The 20,770-nt window shown below is 72.6% G+C and carries 19 protein-coding genes; 11 read left to right on the top strand and 8 right to left on the bottom strand.

The window, feature by feature from the left end:
* Positions 1–124: 124 nt before the first annotated feature.
* The 3 genes from AB0C76_RS16310 to AB0C76_RS16300 form a co-directional block, all read right to left on the bottom strand.
* Positions 125–334: an acyl-CoA carboxylase subunit epsilon gene (locus AB0C76_RS16310; RefSeq protein WP_359965018.1), complete on the bottom strand. Its 210-nt coding sequence runs from the start codon at positions 332–334 to the stop codon at positions 125–127.
* A gap of 108 nt (positions 335–442) precedes the next feature.
* Positions 443–2,044 (bottom strand): acyl-CoA carboxylase subunit beta, encoded by a 1,602-nt coding sequence (locus AB0C76_RS16305; RefSeq protein WP_359965016.1) that lies wholly within the window; start codon positions 2,042–2,044, stop codon positions 443–445.
* A gap of 450 nt (positions 2,045–2,494) precedes the next feature.
* The gene (locus tag AB0C76_RS16300; RefSeq protein ID WP_359965014.1) at positions 2,495–2,899 is read right to left on the bottom strand and encodes a PLD nuclease N-terminal domain-containing protein; all 405 of its coding nucleotides are present in this window, start codon (positions 2,897–2,899) and stop codon (positions 2,495–2,497) included.
* A 106-nt stretch (positions 2,900–3,005) separates the two neighbouring features.
* On the opposite strand from AB0C76_RS16300, the gene AB0C76_RS16295 reads away from it, so the two are divergent.
* Both AB0C76_RS16295 and mqnP read left to right on the top strand, forming a co-directional pair.
* Entirely contained in the window at positions 3,006–4,457 is a 1,452-nt protein-coding gene (locus AB0C76_RS16295) for a menaquinone biosynthesis decarboxylase (RefSeq protein WP_359965012.1), read from the top strand.
* Positions 4,454–5,383: a menaquinone biosynthesis prenyltransferase MqnP gene (gene mqnP, locus AB0C76_RS16290; RefSeq protein ID WP_359965011.1), complete on the top strand. Its 930-nt coding sequence runs from the start codon at positions 4,454–4,456 to the stop codon at positions 5,381–5,383. The genes AB0C76_RS16295 and mqnP overlap by 4 nt, the downstream gene beginning before the upstream one ends.
* 22 nt (positions 5,384–5,405) lie before the next feature.
* Here mqnP and AB0C76_RS16285 read toward each other — a convergent pair whose 3' ends face one another.
* Positions 5,406–6,272 (bottom strand): NAD(P)H-binding protein, encoded by an 867-nt coding sequence (locus AB0C76_RS16285; protein WP_359965009.1) that lies wholly within the window; start codon positions 6,270–6,272, stop codon positions 5,406–5,408.
* A gap of 383 nt (positions 6,273–6,655) precedes the next feature.
* On the opposite strand from AB0C76_RS16285, the gene AB0C76_RS16280 reads away from it, so the two are divergent.
* On the top strand, positions 6,656–7,024 hold the full coding sequence (locus tag AB0C76_RS16280; protein ID WP_359965007.1) for a VOC family protein: 369 nt from the start codon (positions 6,656–6,658) through the stop codon (positions 7,022–7,024).
* A gap of 43 nt (positions 7,025–7,067) precedes the next feature.
* On the opposite strand, the gene AB0C76_RS16275 is transcribed toward AB0C76_RS16280, so the two are convergent.
* Together AB0C76_RS16275 and AB0C76_RS16270 are read right to left on the bottom strand one after the other, a co-directional pair.
* On the bottom strand, positions 7,068–7,784 hold the full coding sequence (locus tag AB0C76_RS16275) for an MOSC N-terminal beta barrel domain-containing protein (protein WP_359965005.1): 717 nt from the start codon (positions 7,782–7,784) through the stop codon (positions 7,068–7,070).
* Between the two features lie 129 nt (positions 7,785–7,913).
* Positions 7,914–8,657, bottom strand: a complete 744-nt coding sequence (locus tag AB0C76_RS16270) for a cyclase family protein (protein ID WP_359965004.1) — start codon at positions 8,655–8,657, stop codon at positions 7,914–7,916.
* Positions 8,658–8,723: 66 nt separating this feature from the next.
* Between AB0C76_RS16270 and AB0C76_RS16265 the strand changes: the two genes are divergently transcribed.
* The 6 genes from AB0C76_RS16265 to AB0C76_RS16240 all read left to right on the top strand — a co-directional run bounded on the left by AB0C76_RS16265 (position 8,724) and on the right by AB0C76_RS16240 (position 14,643).
* Complete coding sequence (locus AB0C76_RS16265; RefSeq protein WP_359965002.1) at positions 8,724–9,398, top strand: UbiX family flavin prenyltransferase; 675 nt, start codon at positions 8,724–8,726, stop codon at positions 9,396–9,398.
* A 119-nt stretch (positions 9,399–9,517) separates the two neighbouring features.
* The gene (locus AB0C76_RS16260; protein ID WP_329930404.1) at positions 9,518–9,976 is read left to right on the top strand and encodes an Lrp/AsnC family transcriptional regulator; all 459 of its coding nucleotides are present in this window, start codon (positions 9,518–9,520) and stop codon (positions 9,974–9,976) included.
* Between the two features lie 4 nt (positions 9,977–9,980).
* Entirely contained in the window at positions 9,981–10,943 is a 963-nt protein-coding gene (locus AB0C76_RS16255; RefSeq protein WP_359965000.1) for a threonine/serine dehydratase, read from the top strand.
* 51 nt (positions 10,944–10,994) lie between these two features.
* The gene (gene mqnE, locus AB0C76_RS16250) at positions 10,995–12,158 is read left to right on the top strand and encodes an aminofutalosine synthase MqnE (protein WP_359964998.1); all 1,164 of its coding nucleotides are present in this window, start codon (positions 10,995–10,997) and stop codon (positions 12,156–12,158) included.
* Between the two features lie 137 nt (positions 12,159–12,295).
* Positions 12,296–13,555, top strand: a complete 1,260-nt coding sequence (locus AB0C76_RS16245; RefSeq protein WP_359964996.1) for a L,D-transpeptidase family protein — start codon at positions 12,296–12,298, stop codon at positions 13,553–13,555.
* Positions 13,556–13,698: 143 nt separating this feature from the next.
* Positions 13,699–14,643 carry a beta-ketoacyl-ACP synthase III gene (locus AB0C76_RS16240; protein WP_359964994.1) on the top strand — a complete coding sequence of 315 codons (945 nt, stop codon included), beginning with the start codon at positions 13,699–13,701 and terminating at the stop codon, positions 14,641–14,643.
* Positions 14,644–14,850: 207 nt separating this feature from the next.
* Here AB0C76_RS16240 and AB0C76_RS16235 read toward each other — a convergent pair whose 3' ends face one another.
* Entirely contained in the window at positions 14,851–15,498 is a 648-nt protein-coding gene (locus AB0C76_RS16235) for a TetR family transcriptional regulator (protein WP_359964992.1), read from the bottom strand.
* A gap of 425 nt (positions 15,499–15,923) precedes the next feature.
* Between AB0C76_RS16235 and AB0C76_RS16230 the strand changes: the two genes are divergently transcribed.
* On the top strand, positions 15,924–18,359 hold the full coding sequence (locus AB0C76_RS16230; protein ID WP_359964990.1) for a PQQ-binding-like beta-propeller repeat protein: 2,436 nt from the start codon (positions 15,924–15,926) through the stop codon (positions 18,357–18,359).
* Here the strand turns inward: AB0C76_RS16230 and galE are convergent.
* Positions 18,356–19,375, bottom strand: coding sequence for a UDP-glucose 4-epimerase GalE (gene galE, locus AB0C76_RS16225; protein WP_359964988.1), 1,020 nt, complete (start codon positions 19,373–19,375; stop codon positions 18,356–18,358). The two genes, AB0C76_RS16230 and galE, sit on opposite strands and share 4 nt — an antisense overlap.
* 210 nt (positions 19,376–19,585) lie before the next feature.
* On the opposite strand from galE, the gene AB0C76_RS16220 reads away from it, so the two are divergent.
* Positions 19,586–20,704, top strand: coding sequence for a trypsin-like peptidase domain-containing protein (locus tag AB0C76_RS16220; protein WP_359965179.1), 1,119 nt, complete (start codon positions 19,586–19,588; stop codon positions 20,702–20,704).
* Positions 20,705–20,770: the final 66 nt, after the last annotated feature.

Raw genomic sequence — 20,770 nt, 5'->3', positions numbered from 1 at the left:
CCGAGCCGCTCGCGGCCCGGTCCGGGGCTGCCTCGGGGCCGCCCGGTCGGGCGGGTGCGAACGGCGGAACCGCGACGGCCGGCCACCCGGTGGGGTGGCCGGCCGTCGGAGGATTCCCGGGCCGTCAGGCGGCCTGCTGCCAGCTGACCGGCGAGTAGTAGGCCGGGCGGCGCTCCAGGCGCTGCCAGTTGGCGATCGGCTCGACCGGCGCGGCGGCGGCGGCCTGCTGAGCGGCGGCGGCGCGCGCCATCAGGACGGCCGTGAGGGCGGCCAGCTCCTCGTCGGAGAGGGAGCCGCGGACGATGCGGACGAGGGGTTCGGCGGAAGCGGTCATGGTGTGTGGTTTCTCCCCCGGGCTGTGGTGTGTGGTCTCGCTCGGTGCCGTGTGCCGCGGGGGCGCACGGTCTTCCGGGTGCTGCTGCGACGCGGTGGCCCGCGACCGCTACATCGGCGGGTTGCCGTGCTTGCGGCTGGGCAGGTCGGCGTGCTTGGTGCGGAGCATGGCGAGCGCCGAGGCGAGCACCTCACGGGTCTCGGCGGGGTCGATGACGTCGTCCACGAGGCCGCGCTCGGCCGCGTAGTACGGGTGCATCAGCTCGTTCTTGTATTCCTTGATCTTCTGGGCGCGCATGGCGTCCGGGTCCTCGGCGCCGTTGATGTCGCGGCGGAAGATCACGTTGGCGGCGCCCTCGGCGCCCATGACGGCGATCTCGTTGGTCGGCCAGGCGTAGGTGAGGTCGGCGCCGATGGACTGGGAGTCCATCACGATGTAGGCGCCGCCGTACGCCTTGCGCAGGATCAGCGAGATCCGCGGGACGGTGGCGTTGCAGTAGGCGTACAGCAGCTTGGCGCCGTGGCGGATGATGCCGCCGTGCTCCTGGTCGACGCCGGGCAGGAAGCCCGGGACGTCCAGCAGGGTGACCAGAGGGATGTTGAACGCGTCGCACATCTGGACGAAGCGCGCGGCCTTCTCGCTGGCGTTGATGTCGAGGACGCCGGCCAGCGACTGCGGCTGGTTGGCGATGATGCCGACCACGTGGCCGTCGACCCGGGCCAGGACGCACAGGACGTTGGTCGCCCAGCGCTCGTGGACCTCCAGGTACTCGCCGTGGTCGACGATCTCCTCGATGACCTTGCGCATGTCGTACGGGCGGTTGCCGTCCGCCGGCACCAGGTCGAGCAGGCTGTCGTTGCGGCGCGCGACCGGGTCCTCGCTGAGGACGGACGGCGGCATCTCGCGGTTGTTCTGCGGCAGCAGCGACAGGAGGTAGCGGACCTCCTCGATGCACGACTGCTCGTCGTCGTAGATGAAGTGCGCCACGCCGGACACGCCCGCGTGGACGTCGGCGCCGCCGAGGCCGTTCTGGCTGATCTTCTCGCCGGTCACGGCCTGGACGACGTCCGGGCCGGTGATGAACATCTGCGAGGTCTCGCGGACCATGAAGACGAAGTCGGTCAGTGCGGGCGAGTACGCGGCGCCGCCGGCGCACGGGCCGAGCATGACGGAGATCTGCGGGATGACGCCCGAGGCCTTGGTGTTGCGCTGGAAGATGCCGCCGTAGCCGGCGAGGGCGGTGACGCCCTCCTGGATGCGGGCGCCGGCGCCGTCGTTCAGGGAGACCAGGGGCGCGCCGGCCGCGATGGCCATGTCCATGATCTTGTGGATCTTCTGCGCGTGGGCCTCGCCCAGGGCGCCGCCGAAGATCCGGAAGTCGTGCGCGTAGGTGAAGACCGTCCGGCCGTGGACGGTGCCCCAGCCGACCACGACGCCGTCGGTGTGCGGCTTCTTGGCCTCCAGGCCGAAGCCGGAGGCGCGGTGCCGGCGCAGCGGCTCCACCTCGTGGAAGGAGCCCTCGTCCAGGAGCAGGTCGATGCGCTCGCGGGCGGTCAGCTTGCCCTTCGCGTGCTGGGCCTCGGTGGCCTTCTCGCTCGGGCCGCGCCGGACCTTCTCGCGCAGTTCGTGCAGCTCGGCGACCCGACCTCGGGCGTCGGCCGGAATCTCCGGGGTCTCGCCGCCGACCGGCGCCTCATGCACAACCGTCATCTCGAACCACTCCAAGGGTGAGGGAACTGTCCGACAGCCAACGTCTGCTGTGCCCCCGGCTGCGAATCACTTTCTTCACTTATGACTGTACGAGGGGCCGTGCGCTGGTTTCGGCGTCGATTCCGTACAAGGTCGGGAGCGTTTGGCTGTCAGGCCTGCACAGAAGCGACCTGGCCTCACCCGCTGCGCTCGGTGTCCGTTCGAATACCAGGGGTTGTCGGACAGGTGATGGTCCGATGATCTGAGCATGAAGGAAAGCGCAGGTCAGGGCCGTCACCCAGGAGCGTAGGCGAGCCGACTGGGGCCCCGCTCAAGCGCCGCTAAAGTCTGGTGGGGCGACCGGGGGAAGTCATGGTAGGGGGGCCGAAGTCGTAGGGAAGCGCCAAAAACGCCACAGCCCACCCGACGCGTGCCGGGTGGGCTGTCCGAGCGATCCCGGAACGGGCCGGGTCAGCCCTTGGAACCGTCCTCCGGTTCGTCCTTTCCGCGCAGCTCCCGCTCGCGGCGGCGCAGGTCCGCCTCCCACTGCCTGAGCATGTCCTCGTGCCCCCTGTCGTCCTTCTTCAAGGATGCGAGGAACTCCGGGTCGTCGTCCGGCGCGAGCGGACGGCCGCCGCGCGGGCCCGCGTGCTCCGGACGGCCGGAGGCCGGCCAGCCGCCGGCGATCCGCGCGCCGCCGCGCTGCTTGCCCGCCACGAGCCAGGCGATCGAGCCGACCAGCGGGAACAGCAGCACGATGATCACCCACACCACCTTCGGCAGGTGCTTCACCTCGTCCTCGGGCGTGGTCAGGCAGTCGATGAAGGCCCACACCCACAGTGCGAGCGGAACGACGAAGGTCAGGATCCTGAGCACGGCGGTGATCTCCCCCGGCGACGGCGACTGTGGCGGGCTGCGTCCTGGTGCCCTCCCCGGGGGCCCTTGACGAAGCCAGGCTATCGGGTGGCGGATACTGACTGGCATGGCATACGACGATCTCCGCTCGTTTCTCCGGGCCCTCGACCGCGAGGGCGACCTCAAGCGCATCAAGGCGGAGGTGGACCCGCACCTGGAGATCGGCGAGATCGTCGACCGTGTGCAGAAGGCCAAGGGCCCGGCGCTGCTGTTCGAGAACGTCAAGGGCTCGTCGATGCCGCTCGCGATGAACGTCTTCGGCACCGAGCGGCGCCTGGCCAAGGCGCTCGGCCTCAAGGGTCCGGACGACATCTCCGAGAAGATCGCCGGCCTGCTCAAGCCCGAACTGCCGCAGGGCTTCACCGGCTTCCGGGACGCCTTCGGCAAGCTCGCCTCGATGGCGCACGTCCCGCCGCGGCACGTGAAGGACGCCCCGGTGCAGGAGGTCGTGCTCACCGGCGACGACGTCAACCTGGACGAGCTGCCCGCGCTCTTCACCTGGCCGATGGACGGCGGTTCCTTCTTCAACCTGGGCCTCACCCACACCAAGGACCCGGACACCGGCATCCGCAACCTCGGCCTCTACCGGCTCCAGCGGCACGACCGCCGGACGATCGGCATGCACTGGCAGATCCACAAGGACAGCCGCAACCACTACGCGGTGGCCGCCAAGCGCGGCGAGCGGCTGCCGGTCGCGATCGCCTTCGGCTGTCCGCCGGCCGTCACCTACGCGGCCACCGCGCCGCTGCCGGGGGACATCGACGAGTACCTGTTCGCCGGGTTCGTCGCCGGTGAGCGCGTGCGGATGGTCGACTGCAAGACCGTCCCGCTCCAGGTGCCGGCCGACGCCGAGGTCGTGCTGGAGGGCTGGCTGGAGCCCGGCGAGATGCTCCCCGAGGGGCCGTTCGGCGACCACACCGGCTTCTACACGCCGCAGGAGCCGTTCCCGGCGCTGACGATCGACTGCGTGACGATGCGCCGCCGACCGGTCCTGCAGTCCATCGTGGTCGGCCGCCCGCCGACCGAGGACGGCCCGCTGGGCAAGTTCACCGAGCGGTTCTTCCTGCCGCTGCTGAAGATCATCATCCCGGACATCGTCGACTACGACCTGCCCGAGGCCGGCGGCTTCCACAACTGCGTGATCGTCTCGATCGACAAGAAGTACCCCAAGCACGCCCAGAAGACGATGCACGCGATCTGGGGCGCGCACATGATGTCGCTGACCAAGCTGATCATCGTGGTGGACGCGGACTGCGACGTGCACGACTACCAGGAGGTCGCCTGGCGGGCCTTCGGGAACGTCGACTACAGCCGCGACCTGACGGTCGTCGAGGGCCCGGTCGACCACCTCGACCACGCCTCCTACCAGCAGTTCTGGGGCGGCAAGGCGGGCATCGACGCGACCCGCAAGCTCCCCGAGGAGGGCTACACCCGCGACGGCGGCTGGCCGGAGATGGTCTCCTCGGACCCGGCCACGGCCGCCCTGGTGTCGCGTCGGTGGAAGGAGTACGGGCTGTGAGCACGGGAGTCGGTGCGCTCGGCAACGGAGGGCAGGGCGAATCCCCCCGCACCCGCGGGGGCGTGTCGGCCTTCCTGCGTCTCGTGATGATCGAGCACTCGGTCTTCGCTCTCCCCTTCGCCTACATCGCCGCGCTGACGGCCATGTTCCTCGCCGACAAGCGGGTGCACTGGGGCCAGCTGTTCGTCGTCACGGTCTGCATGGTCGGCCTGCGGACCTTCGCGATGGCCGCCAACCGGATCATCGACCGCGAGATCGACGCCCGGAACCCGCGCACCGCGGGGCGCGAACTCGTCACCGGTGCCGTCTCCTTGAAGACGGCGTACACCGGCTCGGCGGTCGCCCTGGTGGTGTTCCTGGGCGCGGCGGCCATGCTGAACCCCCTGTGCCTGGCGCTCGCGCCGGTGGCCGTCGTGCCGATGGTCGTCTACCCGTACGGCAAGCGGTTCACCGACTTCCCGCAGGCGATCCTCGGACTGGCGCAGGCGATGGGCCCGGTGGGCGCCTGGCTCGCGGTGACCGGCAGCTGGTCCTGGGAGGCCGTCGTGCTCGGCACGGCGGTCGGGATCTGGATCGGCGGGTTCGACCTCATCTACGCCTGCCAGGACGTGCAGTCCGACCGGCACGGCGGCGTGCGCTCGGTGCCGGCCCGCTTCGGCATCCCCGCGGCCATCCGGGGCGCCCGCGCCTGCCACCTCGTCACCACGGCCCTGCTGGCCTGGTTCGGCGTCCTCACCGGCGCCGGCGTCGCGTTCTGGATCGGCCTGCTCGTCGTGGCCGGCGCGTTCGTCTACGAGCACACCATCGTGCGGCCGAACGACCTGTCCAAGCTCAACCGAGCGTTCTTCCAGACCAACGGCTTCGTCGGCATCTCGCTGTTCTTCTTCGCCCTGATGGACCTGATCCTCCGGGGCCTCGGGGTCTGATGCCGCGGCCCCGCCGGGCCGCTCAGCGGAACAGGGCCGCGTGGTCGGCGGCCCAGCTGCGCAGGCTGCGCGGCGGGCGGCCGGTGATGTCCTCGACCGTGCTGGTGACCGGCTCGGGGTCGCCGACGCGGGCGTGGATGAAGTCGAGGGCGCGGTCGACGACGGTCGGGGGCCAGCCGGCGGTGAGCATCCGCAGGCGGGCGGTGTCGCGGGGGAGCTCCTCCCAGCGGGCCGGGAGGCCGACCGCCTCGCCGATGATCCGGACCTGCTCCTCCTGGCTGGGGGATTCCGGGCCGGTGAGCACGTACCTGGCGCCCTCGTGGCCGTCCTCGGTGAGGGCCCGCACCGCGACGGCCGCGATGTCCCGTTCGTCGACCAGGTTGAGCCCGGCCCCGCCGCCGAAGCCGCGGACGGCGGCGTCGGTGCGGATCTCCTCGGCCCAGCGCAGGGTGTTGGCGGTGAAGCCGTGCGGGCGCAGGAAGGTGTACCGGACGCCGCTGCCGGCGATCAGCGCCTCGATCGCGGCGTCCGGACGGCCCGGCGACTCGGGCCCTCGGCCGGGCACGTCCCGGACGGCGGCGGAGGAGAGGAAGACCATCCGGCGGACGTGCCGCGCCATCGCCGAGACGGCGGCCGCGGCGCCGTCGGCCGTCGGGTGGGGCCAGATCAGGAAGGCGGCGCCGGCGCCGGTGGCGGCGGCTTCGAGACTGTCCGGGTCGAGCAGGTCGCCCTGGACGTACCTGGGCTGCCGGGCCAGGTCCGGGTGGCGGGTGAGTGCGCGGACACGCACTCCGGAGGCGAGCAGCTGCAGGGTGACGTGCCGGCCGACGGTTCCGGTGGCGCCCACGACGAGTATTTCCGGCGCTCCGTCGATTCGCTCCTGTGTCATGCCCCGACGGTATGCGGCGAAGATGGGGCGCCCCATGCGCGCGGATCTCCGGTTCATGCGCGATCGTCTACCGCCGTGCGCCCTTCGGACCGGCGCCCCGGGCACGGCCGCGGCCGTGCCCGCGCCTCTCGCGTATGGACGCGTGGTGACGCACGGCGTCCGGCGCGCGCCTCCCGTGCGACTTCGAGCCCCTCGGCGCCGCCTCCGTCGGCCGGCCGGTCAGGCCGGCGCCCGGCCCGCGGCCCGACCTGGAGGCCCTCGCGGCGATCCGCCGGAGCAGCTCGCGGACACCGTGCGGGCGGTCGCGCCGCCCCGAGCTCCGAACCGCCCGTCCGGCGGCGAGGATCGGCCCCGGACGCAAGGACCGGAGGACGGAGAAGGGCGTGATCGGCAAACTGCAGTGCCTGGTGCTCGACCGCCCGGAGCCGGCCGCGCTGGCCCGCTTCTACACGGGCCTGCTGGGCGGCGAGGTCGACCGGCCGGATCCGCGCTGGGCGCTCGGCGACGACTGGTCCACGCTGCACCTGGACGGCGGTGCGGTGCTCTGCTTCCAGCGCGCCGCCGACCACCGCCCGCCTCGCCGGCCGGATCCGGAGCACCCCCAGCAGGCGCACCTGGACGTCGACGTCGAGGACCTGGACGCCGCCGAGCGCGCGGTGCTCGTACTCGGTGCCGTCCGTCTGCGCGACGCCGGCGGCTGGCGGATCTTCGCGGACCCGGCAGGACATCCGGTGTGCCTGGTCCGCAGTTGATGCACCGTCAAGGGCTCTGACCTGTGAGGTCCTTTGCGATGGATCAGGCGAGCGTCAGCCGGTCGCCCACGCGCAGCCGGCCCGGCGCGGCGACCTCCGCGAGGGCGTCGAGCCGGCCGTCGTGGGCGGCCACGACGGCCTTGAGCAGCTCCGGCGCGTGCGGGAGCCCCGGCTGGGCGGCGGAGGTCATGGCGCAGCGCTCGCTGGAGCGGACGAAGGCGAGCCGGGCGCCGTCCGGGGCTTCGGTGCGGCCTTCGCGGCCGAACCAGGTGTCCTCGACGAACGGCGGGGTGCCCGGCGGGGTGCGCAGCACGACGTTGGGCCGGAACCGGCGTTCGTCGACGACGGTGAGCGGGGCGGCCTCGCGGGCCCAGTCGAGGGTGGCGGTGGTGACCACGCTCACCGGCAGCTGGTCGAAGTGCGAAACGCCGTCCTCCCGGGCGAGTTCGACGTCCTCGCGCTGGAGGTAGGCGCGCAGGAAGGCGGTCGGGTCGGCGACCGGGCGGCCGAGCGGGTCGAACAGCTCGGGGCCGTCGAGCCGGTGGCCGAGTCTGGCGGAGAGCCGGAGCAGGCCGTCCATCCGCCGGAAACGGCGGGTGTTCTTGCCCGAGCCGAACCGGCCGGCCGCGTCGCGGACGGCGTAGAGGCGGTCGCCGGCCAGGCCGCGCCGCTCCACCCCGACGGAGTCGAGCCGCTCGCCGCCGGTGGACTTCACGGGGTAGCGCCAGAGTCGCTCGATCACTCCGATGATCTCTGCCATGGGCGGACAGCGTACCGGCGGGCCCGGGGGATGGTCTAGACCAAGTGTGGCGGGGCGGTCGGCCGGAACCGGACGCTCCCGGATCGGCCCGGAGAACGGGCGGGCACGACCGTTCCCGCCCCGCCGGGATCACCCGAGCCGAGCCACCGCCCGGACCGGGGCGCCGTCCGCCGCGACCAGCCGCAGCGGGAACAGCGAGACCTCCACCGGCAGTCCGGCCTCCTGGGCGTCCAGGAGGGCCCGCAGGTCGGTCAGGTTCTCCGCGATCACCCCACCCCCGGGCGCCCCCAGCAGCACCCGGTGCGCGGCCAGGGTCGGCTCGTCGGCGGCCGGGTGGTCGTGCTCGTCGGTGAGGTCGGCGAGCAGCGCGGCGACCGCCGGGTCGCCCGGCCCGGGGTCGGGGGTGGGGTCGACGCTCAGCGCGTCCACGCCGACCGTGCGGACCCCGGCCGCGACGATCGCCCCGGCCGCGTCGGGGGTCAGGCTCGGGTGCGCGAAGTACGCGTCGGTGGCCCAGTGCCGCGCCCAGCCGGTGGCCAGCAGCAGGACGGTCCCCTCGCCCGCCCGCTCCAGCGCGGGCGCGAGCAGCTCGGGCGTGACGGGCGTCCGGGGCTCCAGCCCGCGCAGGTCGGCGACCACCGCGGGGCCCGTGAAGCGCTCCAACGGGAGCCCGTCGAGCGTCGGCCAGGTCACGTCCACGTGGTACGGGGCGTCCACGTGCGTACCGGACTGCGAGCCGAGGTGCAGGGCCAGCACGTTCACCCCGGCGGTCGCGGTGGTGAGCGCGGGCTCCAGGACGACGGCCGGATCGCCGGGGTAGACCGGCATCGCGGTGGTCACCTGGTGGGTGAGGTCGACGAGGGTCGCTGCCATGGCCTCATCCTCGCAGGGGGACGCGCGGATGCGGCCACGTCGGGTGGGGCCGGATAGAAATGGCCCATGGGAACAGTGAAGCGTCAACCGTGGGTGGTCGGGGTCTCGGGTGCCTCCGGGACGCCGTACGCCGCGTCCGTGATCCGTGCGCTGCTCGCGGCCGGGGAGTCCGTCGACCTGATCGTCAGCCGGGCCGCCCGGCTCACCATCCTGGACGAGACCGGCATCTCCTTCCGGGACGCCCACTGGCGCACCGACCTCGCCGAGTGGCTGGGCGGGGACGAGGGCCTGGACGACGTCCGCTTCTGGTCCGCGGGGGACTTCGCGGCCGGGCCGTCCAGCGGCTCGTACCCGGCCAAGGGCATGCTGGTCGTCCCCGCGACCACCGGCGCGGTGGCCGGGATCGCGCTCGGCCTGAGCAAGGACCTGCTCCAGCGGGTGGCGAGCGTCACCCTCAAGGAGCGCCGCCCGCTGGTCGTGTGCGTACGCGAGACGCCACTCAACGGGGTGACGTTGAAGCACCTGGTGGAACTGGACGCGCAGGGTGCGGTCGTGCTCCCCGCGTCGCCCGGTTTCTACGCGGGCGGCTCCACCGTGCGCGAACTCGTCGATTTCGTCGCCGGCCGGGTGCTGGACGCCGTCGGCGTGCCGCATTCCCTGTACCTGCGCTGGGAAGGGGAGTTGGGCGCGGCGGCGCGTCAGAGCGGCGGCGGCGCACCGGCGGTGGCTGAGGGGGAGTGAGGAAGCCGGAGCCGGGAGAGTATGTTCTCTGCGATATCCGGGTTGGTCCCTGCACGGCGCCTTTGAATCCGGATAATGATCTGTGGGTCTGGTGAGGTTCGGAAGGACGCGGACGGTATATGGACACGGTGGACAGACAGCTCATCCAGGCGCTCCGGGAGAACGGCCGTGCGTCCTACGCCGAGCTGGGCCGGCTGGTCGGACTCTCCGGCCCGAGCGTCACGGACCGCATCAACCGCCTGGAGCAGGCCGGTGTCATCACCGGCTACCGCGCGACGGTCAACCCGGCCTCGCTCGGCTTCGGCGTCACGGCCCTGATCGGTCTCCAGCTGACCGACGCGGCCGACCACGAGGACGTCGCGTTCCGGCTGAAGGACCTCAACGAGGTCGAGGACTGCTGGTTCATCGCGGGTGACGACTCCTACATGCTCAAGGTCCGGGTGGCCGACGTGGCCGGCCTGGAGTCGGTGGTGAAGCGGATCTCGGGCACGAAGGGCGTGGCCCGCACCCGCACCACCGTCGTACTCTCCACCAAGTGGGAGAACCGGGTGAGCGATCTCCCTCCCGAAGGAGAGTGACGTCATGGCACTGGTCGGTCTGGAGGAGCTGCGCGCGGCCCGGGAGCGGATCGCGGGGGTCGCGGTGCGCACCCCGCTGGTCCCCGCCCCGTGGGCGGCCGAGGGCGAGCGCCGCCTCTGGCTGAAGCCGGAGAACCTCCAGCCGACCGGTGCCTTCAAGACCCGCGGCGCCTACAACCGGCTGGCCGCGCTCACCGGCGACGAGCGGGCCCGCGGGGTGGTCGCGCAGTCGAGCGGCAACCACGCGCAGGCGGTCGCGTACGCGGCCGGTCTGCTGGGGATCAAGGCCGTCATCGTCATGCCGGACACCTCGCCCGCCGTCAAGGTGGAGGCAACCCGGGGGTACGGCGCCGAGGTGATCCTCGTGTCGCCGGGGGAGCGGGACACCCTGCCCGGCGAACTGGCCGAGCGGCACGGCTACGTGTGGGTGCCGCCGTACGACGACCCGTACATCATCGCGGGCCAGGGCACGGTCGGCCTGGAGATCGCCGAGGACGCCCCGGCCGGGCTGGACACGGTCCTGGTGCCGGTCAGCGGCGGCGGCCTGATCGGCGGGACGGCGGCCGCGCTCAAGCTCACCCGTCCGGAGATCCGGGTGATCGGTGTCGAGCCGGAGCTCGCGGCGGACGCGCGGGAGAGCCTGCGCTCCGGCCGCCGGGTCGAGTGGCCGGTCGCCGACACCTACCGCACCGTCGCGGACGGCCTGCGCACCCCGTCCGTCGGGGTGCTCCCGTACGAGCACCTGACCGCCTACGTGGACGACATCGTGACCGTCACGGAGGACGAGATCCGGGCCACCGTCGCGCTGCTCGCCCGCCGCGGCCGCCTCGTCGCCGAGCCCTCCGGCGCGGTCGCCCCGGCCGCGTACTTCCACCGCGCCGGGCAGACCGGCGGCCGGTCGGTCGCAGCCGTCGTGAGCGGCGGGAACATCGAACCGGCACTGCTCGCGGAGCTGCTCTCGGCATAGGCGTACGCTCGTTCCGGCAAGGAATCGAAGTCGGAGGAGGCGGGTCACCGCATGGACGCAGGGCTCAAGCGCGAGCTGGAGGCGAAGGTCTACGCGGGTGAGCGGCTGACCCGCGAGGACGGGATCGCGCTCTACGAGAGCGACGACCTGGCCTGGCTGGGCGGCCTGGCGCACCACGTGCGGACGCGGAAGAACGGCGACGTGGTCCACTTCAACGTCAACCGCCACCTCAACATGACCAACGTGTGCAGCGCGTCCTGCGCCTACTGCTCGTTCCAGCGCAAGCCGGGCGAGAAGGACGCGTACACGATGCGCATCGAGGAGGCCGTCCGCCTCGCCAAGGCGATGGAGGTCGAGTCCCTCACCGAGCTGCACATCGTCAACGGCCTGCACCCGACCCTGCCCTGGCGCTACTACCCGCGCTCGCTGCGGGAGCTGAAGGCGGCCCTGCCGAACGTCTCGCTGAAGGCCTTCACCGCCACCGAGATCCACTGGTTCGAGAAGATCAGCGGCCTGTCCGCGGACGAGATCCTCGACGAGCTGATCGACGCCGGCCTGGAGTCGCTGACCGGCGGCGGCGCGGAGATCTTCGACTGGGAGGTCCGCCAGCACATCGTCGACCACGACACCCACTGGGAGGACTGGTCGCGGATCCACCGGCTGGCGCACGCCAAGGGCCTCAAGACGCCCTGCACCATGCTGTACGGCCACATCGAGGAGCCCCGCCACCGCGTCGACCACGTGCTGCGGCTGCGCGAGCTGCAGGACGAGACCGGCGGGTTCCAGGTCTTCATCCCGCTGCGCTACCAGCACGACTTCCACGACTCCAAGGACGGCGTCGTGCGCAACCGCCTGATGGCGCGCACCGAGATGGCCACCGGCGCCGAGGCGCTGAAGACCTTCGCCGTGTCCCGGCTGCTCTTCGACAACGTCCCGCACGTCAAGGTCTTCTGGGTCATGCACGGCGTCACCACCGCCCAGCTGGCGCTCAGCCACGGCGCGGACGACATGGACGGCTCGGTGGTCGAGTACAAGATCACCCACGACGCGGACAACTTCGGCACGCCGAACAAGCTCGGCCGCGACGACCTGCTCGGCCTGATCCGCGACGCCGGCTTCCGCCCGGTCGAGCGCAACACCCGCTACGAGGTCATCCGCGAGTACGAGGGCCCCGATCTGACGCGCCGAGAGACCCCGCAGGCGATGCGCCTCTGAGCCGCGTCCGCCGCGGTCCCACCTGCACGTTCCCGTCCCCCGGGCCGCACCGCCGGCCCGGGGGACGGGCGTCTTCACGGCTCCCGTACAACGCCCCGGGTTTACCAACGGGTACGCCGTTTGGCAGGATCGGCCCCATGTCCGGTTCACATCGCGTCACCGCGTACCCGTCGTACGAGCCGATGCAGGAGCCGGCGCACGGCGTGCCGCAGCAGCCGCACGAGCCGTCGTACGGCTCCTACGAGCCGTACCGGGAGCCGGTCCACGAGGCCCCCTACGGCCAGTACCAGCCGTACGCGCAGCCCGCTGACGGGTACTCCGCCGCGTACGGCGAATCGTTCCAGCCGTACGCGCAGGCACCGGAGGCCTTCGGGGCTCCCGAGCCGCTGTACGAGCCCGAGCCGTTGTACGAGCCCGAGCCGTTGTACGAGCCGGAGCCGTTGTACGAGCCGGAGTCGCTGTACGAGCCCGAGCCGGTCTACCTGTCCGAGCACGCGCCGCAGGCCGCCGCCACCCCCGCCGTGGGCGCCAGGACGGCCGCCCGGGGCCGCCGCCGCAAGGCGAAGAAGAAGCGCCACGGCAAGGCCGTGATGGCCGGCACCGCGCTGCTGGTCGCGGCCGCCGCGGGCTGGTACACCGTCGGCCAGGACACCGCCAAGCCCGGCGTCACCACCGCCGACGGCCCCGGCCCGGAGGGCGTCAGCACGCCCGACCGGCCCGTTCCGGCCGCCGCCGCCCAGGCCGCCGCGGACCGGCAGAACCAGGCCGCCGTCGCCGGCCGGAGCGAGACCCGCGACGACGGCTCGGTGGCCGCGATACCCGGCCTCGGCGCGTCCTTCACGGCCCGGATACCCGCGCAGACCAACCAGGTCGTGGTGGCCACCGGCCAGGGCAAGGACACCGACAGGAACAGCGTCACGCTGTGGACCCGGACCCCGGAGGGCCGCTGGCTGCCCGGCGAGACCTGGCAGGGCCACAACGGCAAGAACGGCTGGACCACCAACCACAACGAGGGCGACCTGCGCAGCCCGATCGGTGTCTTCTCCCTGACCGACGCCGGTGGCCGCAACGCCGACCCCGGCAGCAAGCTCCCGTACGACAAGGACCCGAGCTTCGTGGTCTCCGGGACGGGTTTCTTCGGCGACCAGCTGGCCGGCTCCTTCGACTACGTCGTGGCGATCAACTACAACCGGGTCCCCGGCTCCTCCCCGCTCGACCCGCGCCGTCCCGACGGCAAGTCCAAGGGCGGCGGCATCTGGCTCCACGTCGACCACGACGGCCCCACCCACGGCTGCGTCTCCATCCCCGAGGACAAGATGGCGCAGCTCATCCGCACCCTGGATCCGGCCGCCCATCCGGTCATCGTGATGGGCGACGCGACCTCGCTGGCGGCCTGACCCCGGACCGGGCGGTCCGGCCGCGGGCCAAGCGGAACCCCAAGCGCCGCAACGCCCCTTGTCGGCTACCTACAGTTCACGGGGGCGGATCCTGTAGCCGATGGTGCCCGGCTGACCAGCGGGTAACCCGGTTGCATGGCAGCATGAGCGGTTCGCGCATCGTGGCACTCGGTCACTACCAGCCCCCCAAGGTCCTCTCCAACGACGACCTGGCGACGCTCGTCGACACGACCGACGAGTGGATCCGTGCCCGGGTGGGGATCAGGACCCGGCACATCGCCGAGGGCGAGACCCTCGTCGACATGGCCACCGAGGCGGCCCAGAAGGCGCTGGCCCGCAGCGGCCGCACCGCCGACGAGATCGACCTCGTCGTGGTCGCCACCTGCACCGCCGTCGAGCGCAGCCCCAACACGGCCGCCGCCGTGGCCGCCCGGATCGGCGTCCGGGCGCCCGCCGCCTACGACATCAACACGGTCTGCTCCGGCTTCTCGTACGCGCTGGCCACCGCCGACCACGCGATCCGGGCCGGTGCGGCCCGCCGGGCGCTGGTGATCGGCGCCGAGCGGATGTCCGACACCCTCGACTGGACCGACCGCTCGACCTGCGTGATCTTCGGCGACGGCGCCGGCGCCGCGGTCGTCGAGGCCCAGGAGGACGGCGCCGAGCCGGGCATCGGCCCGGTCGTCTGGGGCTCCGAGCCGGAGAAGGGCGACGCCGTGGTGATCACCGGCTGGGACCCGGTGATCAGTCAGCAGGGCCAGTCGGTCTTCCGCTGGGCCACCACCCAGCTCGCCCCGCTCGCCCGGCAGGCCTGCGAGCGGGCCGGGATCGACCCGTCCGAGCTGAAGGGCTTCGTGCCGCACCAGGCGAACCTGCGGATCATCGACGCGATCGCCAACAAACTGGGCGTCGCCGACGCGGTGGTGGCCAGGGACGTCGTGGAGTCCGGCAACACCTCGGCCGCGTCCATCCCGCTGGCCTTCTCCAAGCTGGTCGAGCGCGGCGAACTGTCGCCCGGCGACCCGGTCCTGCTGTTCGGCTTCGGCGGTGGCCTGGCCTACGCCGGCCAGGTGGTCCGCTGTCCCTGAGGCGGCTCCGACACCGTCCCGACACCTGACGCGGAACATGCCGGTGGGCGGGCACCCTGTGTGAGGGGTGCCCGCCCACCGGCATGTCTGGCCCTGGCGCGCTGCGGTACGTCGGCGGACCTCCCCCGAGGACACGGCCGCCGTCCGTCGTTCCCCGGACAGGAGGCCGGGGCTGCGCGCGGGCGGATGGTCGGATGAGCGGATGGTCTACTTGGGCGCCTTCTTGCCGGTGACGCCCAGGTACACCAGGGGAGCGAGGTTGGGCTTGAGGTCCTTGACCTTGACGCCCCAGGAGGTGAAGGCCTTCTGGTGCTCGGCCGCCGAGGCGAGCAGCGAGACCAGGGCCCCGGAGACGGCGTTCGGATCGAGTGACTTGTCGGCCTGTCCCTTCGCCTGGAGTTCCCTGACGGCATCCGCGAGCGGCTTGGCGACCGCGTTGAGGACGGTCATGCGGATCTTGAAGAACCGCTTGTCCCCTTCGGCGGCACCGAGCGTGACCACTCGGAGAATGGCGTCGTTCTTGCGCCAGAAGGCGAGGAATCCGTCGACCAGTTCTTCCGAAGTGGTCGGTCCGGACTTCCCTGCCCAGGACTTTCCGGCCACCAGCTCTTTGAGGGTGTCGGCGTCCTTGGCCATTTCCTCGGCGATTTCGAGGACAGCGCCCTCGACATCCGGGAAGTACTGGTAGAAGGTCGCGGGGGAGGTACCCGCCATACGGGCGACGTCGATGACCTTGACGTCCCGATAGGGCGACGTGCTGAGCATCTCGCGGAGGCAGTCGAGCAGCTTCTGCCGCGTCTCCTGTCCGCGTCGCCCGGCGACGCGACCGTCGACGGTGCGAACTTGTCCTGTCATGCCGTCAGCTTACCGTGGCACGATCTTGGCGCGATTCGGTGATGCGACTATTACTCCGCCCGGGGGTTCCTATAGGGGCATGAACCACTTCGGACGGATATTCACCGCGTCTCGATGTAGCCCCCCCGTGTGCTTTCGATCTCACAGCGTGACGGCGAGTCCGCTGAGGGGTGGTCGGGTGACAGAGCGTGACGGAAATCCGGCGTGGACGACATGTGGTCGATGAGCGCGTCGGACGGCCCGGGCGCAAGCCTCCGCCGGAGCGGGCGTCAGAATTCGGCCGTTCCGCGACCACTGACCTGGCGGTGCCGTCCGCGCGACCCCTGGCGCTCCTGGGCGGGGGAGGTTGGAGATGGGCCGGGCGGCCATGGAGAATCGGGTCCGGCACCACGCGGCGGGTGCCTGGACGGGGAGGTGGCAGCGGAGTGGACCAGCTGACGGCGCACGATCCGAGGCGGATCGGGCCCTTCGAGGTGCTGGGGCGGCTCGGCGCGGGCGGGATGGGCCTGGTCTACCTGGCACGCTCCGCCTCCGGCCGGCGCGTGGCCATCAAGACCGTCCGGGGGGAGCTGGCCGAGGACGAGCTGTTCCGGGTCCGCTTCGCGCGGGAGATCGCCGCGGCCAAGACGGTCGGCGGCTTCTACACGGCGGCCGTCGTGGACGCCGACGCCGACGCGCGCGTGCCCTGGCTGGCGACCGCCTACATCCCGGCGCCCTCCCTGGAGGACCTGGTCGAGGAGTGCGGCCCGTTGCCGGTGGACGCCACCCGGTGGCTGGTCGCCGGCATCGCCGAGGCGCTGCAGTCCATCCACGCGGCCGGGCTGATCCACCGCGACCTGAAGCCCTCGAACGTCCTGGTGGTCGAGGACGGCCCGAAGGTGATCGACTTCGGCATCGCCGCCGGGGTCTCCAGCACCCGGCTCACCATGACCAACGTCGCGGTCGGCACCCCCGCCTACATGTCGCCCGAGCAGGCCCGCGACAGCCGGACCGTCCGGGGCGCCAGCGACGTCTTCTCGCTCGGCTCGCTGATGGTCTTCTGCGCCACCGGGCACCCGCCCTTCCGCGGCTCGAACCCGGTCGAGACGGTGTTCCAGCTCCTGCGCGAACAGCCCGACTACTCGGGGATGCCGGTCGAGCTGATGGACCTGGTCCGCGCCTGCATGCGGACCTCGCCCGAGCACCGGCCCACCCCGGCGCAGATCCAGGCCGAACTGGCGCCGCACCTGTTCTCCCGGGACGACGCCTCCGGCGAGGCCGGGGACTGGCTCCCGGCCAACGCGCTGGAGCTGATCGAGCGCAAGCGCGGCCGGCGCCAGCCCGCCGCGCCGCCCGCACCTCCCGCGCCGCCGGTGGCCCCGCCGGTGGCCCCGCAGGGCGCCGGGCCGCTGCACCCGGTCGAGCCGCCGGCGCCCGTCCCGCACCAGAGCGTGCCGACGCAGCGTCCCGGGGTCGAGGACCCGCGCACCCAGCACCCGGGCGGCCACGCCCCGCCGCCGCTCGGTCCGGTGCACGTCCGGCCGGGCCAGGCGTCGGAGGCCGAGATCGCCACCGAGAAGATCCGCTCGCCCAACAAGCACCGGGCGCCCACCGACGGCGGCGGCGCCGAGGTGCGGCTGCCCGGCGCGTCGGTGCGGATAGGCCCCGGTCCGCGGGCCGAGCACGAGCAGACCGGCCCCGGCGCCACGCCGGCCGAGACCGAGTGGGTGCGCCGGGCGACCCCGCCGCCGGCCCGGACGCCCCTCCCGGCGCCCGTCCAGCCCCCGGCGCCGCGCTGGCGGCCCTGGCGGTTCCGGATGTCCAACGACGTCTGGGGCACCCCGGTGGTCGCCGACGGCACCCTGTTCGTCTCCAGCTTCGAGGTGCACGCGCTGGACATCGCCTCCGGCCAGCGCCGTTACAAGACCCGGGACGTGGCCTGGGCGCTCGCCGTGGACGCCGGACGGGTGCACGCGGCCGACGGCCCGCACCTGTACACCGTGGACGTCGCGGACGGCACCGAGCGCTGGCGCACCTCGCTGGACGGCTGGGTCTACTCGCTGTCCGCCGCCGACGGCGTGCTGTGCTGCGGCGTGCGCGGCGGCGGCGTCCAGCTGCGCTCGGCCGCCACCGGCGCCGAGCTGTGGCGCGCCGACGACGCCCAGCAGGACTACGAGAACCCGCAGTCCGGTCCCGTCCTGGTGGCCGGCGCCGCGTACTACTACGGCGCCGGGCGGCTGCGCTGCGTCGACCCGCGCGGCGCGGGCCTGCGCTGGTCCTTCCCGGTCGGTGAGGACGTCCCGTCGCACCCCGTCGAGCGCGGCGGCGTGCTGTACGTGACGGCCGGCACCCGGGTGTACGCCCTGGACGCGGCGAGCGGCGTCGAGCGGTGGCGCTTCGAGGCGCCGGTGGTGCTCTTCACCCCGCCCGCGCTGGACGCGGACGCCGTCTACGTCGCCGACTACCTGGGCACCGTGTACGCGCTCGACGCGGCCACCGGCCGGGACCGCTGGCGCGGTGCCACGGGCGGCCGCCAGGGCGCCGAGCCGGTCGTGGTCGGCGAGGGCATGGTGCTGGTCGGCAGCGGCGAGGTGCTGTACGCGTTCGAGGCGGCCACCGGCCGGGAGCGCTGGCGCTACGCCGCACGCGGCGAGATCGTCGGCTCCCCGGCGGTCGCGGACGGCCTGGTCCACCTCGGCAGCCGGGACCACTCGCTGCACACGGTGGACCTGGCGAGCGGTCAGCTGCGCTGGGAGCTCGGCACCAAGGGCGAGCTGACCGGCTCACCGGTGGCGGTCGGCGGCCGGGTGTTCGTCGGCTCCAAGGACCGCTGCGTGTACGCGCTGGACGCCTTCTACGGCACGGCGGTGCCCGCCCGCTAGTGCCGTGGGCCCATCCGGTCACGGCGCCGGCGCTTGTCGCGGGCCTCCGGGTGGTGGTGGCACCAGCCCTCCCACGCGGAGGCGACCATCTCGGTGACGTCGTACCGGGCGTGCCAGCCCAGTTCGCGGCCGATCAGGTCGGCGGAGGCCACCACCCGGGCCGGGTCACCGGGGCGGCGCGGGGTCACCTCCGGGGTGGTGTCGTGGCCGGTGACCTCGCCGATCAGGGCGAGCATCTCGCGGACGCTGACGCCCTCGCCGCGGCCGATGTTGAGCACCAGTGCGGTGTCGCCCGGCGGGTCGGCGGCGAGCCGGCGGGCGGCCGCGACGTGGGCCGACGCGACGTCGGCCACGTGGATGTAGTCGCGCACGCAGGTGCCGTCCGGGGTGGGGTAGTCCGCGCCGAAGACGCGCGGCGCCCGGCCGGTGGTGAGGCGCTCGAAGACCATCGGGACGAGGTTGAAGACCCCGGTGTCGGCCAGCTCCGGCGCGCCGGAACCGGCCACGTTGAAGTACCGCAGCGAGATCGTCGACATGCCGTGCGCCCGTCCGGCTGCGGCGACCAGCCACTCGCCGGCCAGCTTGGTCTCGCCGTACGGGTTCATCGGCGCGCAGGGGGTGGCCTCGGTGACCAGGTCGACGTCCGGCATGCCGTAGACGGCGGCCGAGGAGGAGAACAGGAAGCGCCGCACGCCCTCGTCGGCGGCGGCCTCCAGGACGGTCTGCAGACCGAGCATGTTCTCGCGGTAGTAGAGGAACGGGCGCTCGACCGACTCGCCCACCTGCTTCTTCGCGGCGAAGTGCAGGATCCCCGTCACCGCGTGCTCGCGGATGGCCGCGGACACGACGGCGCGGTCCAGCGTGGAGCCCTTGACGAGCGCGACGTCGGCCGGCAGCCGGCCCGGGTCGCCGGTGCTGAGGTCGTCCAGGACGGCCACGCTCTCGCCCGCGTCGAGCAGCTGACGGACCACGTGCCCGCCGATGTATCCGGCACCGCCAGTGATCAACCAGGTCATGCCTCCGATCCTAGGCCGTCCCGTTTTGGCCGGTGTGGCCGGGCGAGTCCAGCCAGCGATTCGGACAAATCGGTGAAATGCTGACAAAGATTTCTGTGCTCTCGGCCTGGTGACGAATCGGAGGCAGCCAAGGTGAGCCGAAAGAAGGAACACAACCGCCCCCTCCCGGCCGGTCCGCGGCCGACCGGCCCCAAGGCGTTCCGCGGGTGGCTGCGCGCCCCCGGCGCGGTCGCCGTCCTGACAGCCGCCGCGCTGGCGCTGACCGGGTGCAGCAGCGGTTCGTCGTCGTCGGCCAGTTCCTCCTCCTCGGCCAAGTCCCCGTCCTCGGCCCCGGCCTCCTCCTCCGCGGCCTCGTCACCGGCCGCGTCGGGGCCCTCGGCCCTGCCCACGAGCGGTAACCAGCTCCAGGACGCCTACCAGAAGGTCATCGTCGACGTCCTGCCGTCCGTGGTGCAGATCACCACCGGCGACAGCCTCGGCTCGGGGATCGTCTACGACGACAAGGGCGACATCGTCACCAACGCCCACGTGGTCGGGACCGCCACCACCTTCACCGTCACCCTGGCCAACAGCACCAAGTCCCTGGACGCCGGCCTAGTCGGCAGCTACCCCGACTCCGACCTCGCGGTGATCAAGCTGAGCAGCCCGCCGAGCGGCCTCAGGCCCGCCACCTTCGGGGACTCGGGCAAGGTCCAGCTGGGCCAGATCACACTCGCCATGGGCAGTCCGCTGGGGCTCGCCAGCAGCGTCACCCAGGGCATCGTCTCGGCCACCGGGCGGACCGTCTCCGAGCCCAGCGGCGGCGGATCGCCGGGCGCCACGATCGCCAACATGGTGCAGACCTCGGCCGCGATCAATCCGGGCAACAGCGGCGGCGCGCTGGCCAACCTGAACAGCCAGGTGATCGGCATCAACACGCTCGCGGCCACCGAACCGCAGAGCAACGGCGCCGCCGCCCCCGGCATCGGCTTCGCGATCCCGGCGTCCACCATCACCAGCATCGCCGACCAGCTGATCAAGCAGGGCAAGGTCACCAACTCCGGCCGGGCCGCGCTCGGCATCACCGCCCGGACCAGCTTCGACCAGCAGTTCCAGCCGGCCGGCGCGGCCATCGTCTCGGTCACCCCGGGCGGGCCGGCCGCTGCGGCCGGGCTCCAGCCGGGCGACGTCATCACCAAGATCGGCGACACCCCGGTCGACTCGCTGAACGCCCTCACCACGGCCCTCGCCTCGCTCACGCCGGGCACCAAGGTCACCGTGACGTACACCCGGGACGGCACGTCGCAGACCGCCGACGTCACGCTCGGCACGCTGGGGGCGACCTCCTAGGGCCGTACGGCCTCCCGGACCCCGGTACGGCCATCGGCCGGGCCGCACGACCGCGCAAGGGTTCCG

Source organism: Kitasatospora sp. NPDC048722, assembly GCF_040650235.1.
Taxonomy (GTDB): Bacteria; Actinomycetota; Actinomycetes; order Streptomycetales; family Streptomycetaceae; genus Kitasatospora.
This window is presented reverse-complemented; position numbering and strand designations above follow the sequence as displayed.

Bases quoted from the DNA above. Each gene is read 5' to 3' on its own strand.
- mqnE (WP_359964998.1), top strand. From the start codon at position 10,995: ATGGACGCAGGGCTCAAGCGCGAGCTGGAGGCGAAGGTCTACGCGGGT.
- AB0C76_RS16285 (WP_359965009.1), bottom strand. From the start codon at position 6,272: ATGACACAGGAGCGAATCGACGGAGCGCCGGAAATACTCGTCGTGGGC.
- AB0C76_RS16305 (WP_359965016.1), bottom strand. From the start codon at position 2,044: ATGACGGTTGTGCATGAGGCGCCGGTCGGCGGCGAGACCCCGGAGATT.
- AB0C76_RS16265 (WP_359965002.1), top strand. From the start codon at position 8,724: ATGGGAACAGTGAAGCGTCAACCGTGGGTGGTCGGGGTCTCGGGTGCC.
- AB0C76_RS16260 (WP_329930404.1), top strand. From the start codon at position 9,518: ATGGACACGGTGGACAGACAGCTCATCCAGGCGCTCCGGGAGAACGGC.
- AB0C76_RS16295 (WP_359965012.1), top strand. From the start codon at position 3,006: ATGGCATACGACGATCTCCGCTCGTTTCTCCGGGCCCTCGACCGCGAG.
- AB0C76_RS16240 (WP_359964994.1), top strand. From the start codon at position 13,699: ATGAGCGGTTCGCGCATCGTGGCACTCGGTCACTACCAGCCCCCCAAG.
- galE (WP_359964988.1), bottom strand. From the start codon at position 19,375: ATGACCTGGTTGATCACTGGCGGTGCCGGATACATCGGCGGGCACGTG.
- AB0C76_RS16270 (WP_359965004.1), bottom strand. From the start codon at position 8,657: ATGGCAGCGACCCTCGTCGACCTCACCCACCAGGTGACCACCGCGATG.
- AB0C76_RS16245 (WP_359964996.1), top strand. From the start codon at position 12,296: ATGTCCGGTTCACATCGCGTCACCGCGTACCCGTCGTACGAGCCGATG.
- AB0C76_RS16310 (WP_359965018.1), bottom strand. From the start codon at position 334: ATGACCGCTTCCGCCGAACCCCTCGTCCGCATCGTCCGCGGCTCCCTC.
- AB0C76_RS16235 (WP_359964992.1), bottom strand. From the start codon at position 15,498: ATGACAGGACAAGTTCGCACCGTCGACGGTCGCGTCGCCGGGCGACGC.
- AB0C76_RS16255 (WP_359965000.1), top strand. From the start codon at position 9,981: ATGGCACTGGTCGGTCTGGAGGAGCTGCGCGCGGCCCGGGAGCGGATC.
- AB0C76_RS16275 (WP_359965005.1), bottom strand. From the start codon at position 7,784: ATGGCAGAGATCATCGGAGTGATCGAGCGACTCTGGCGCTACCCCGTG.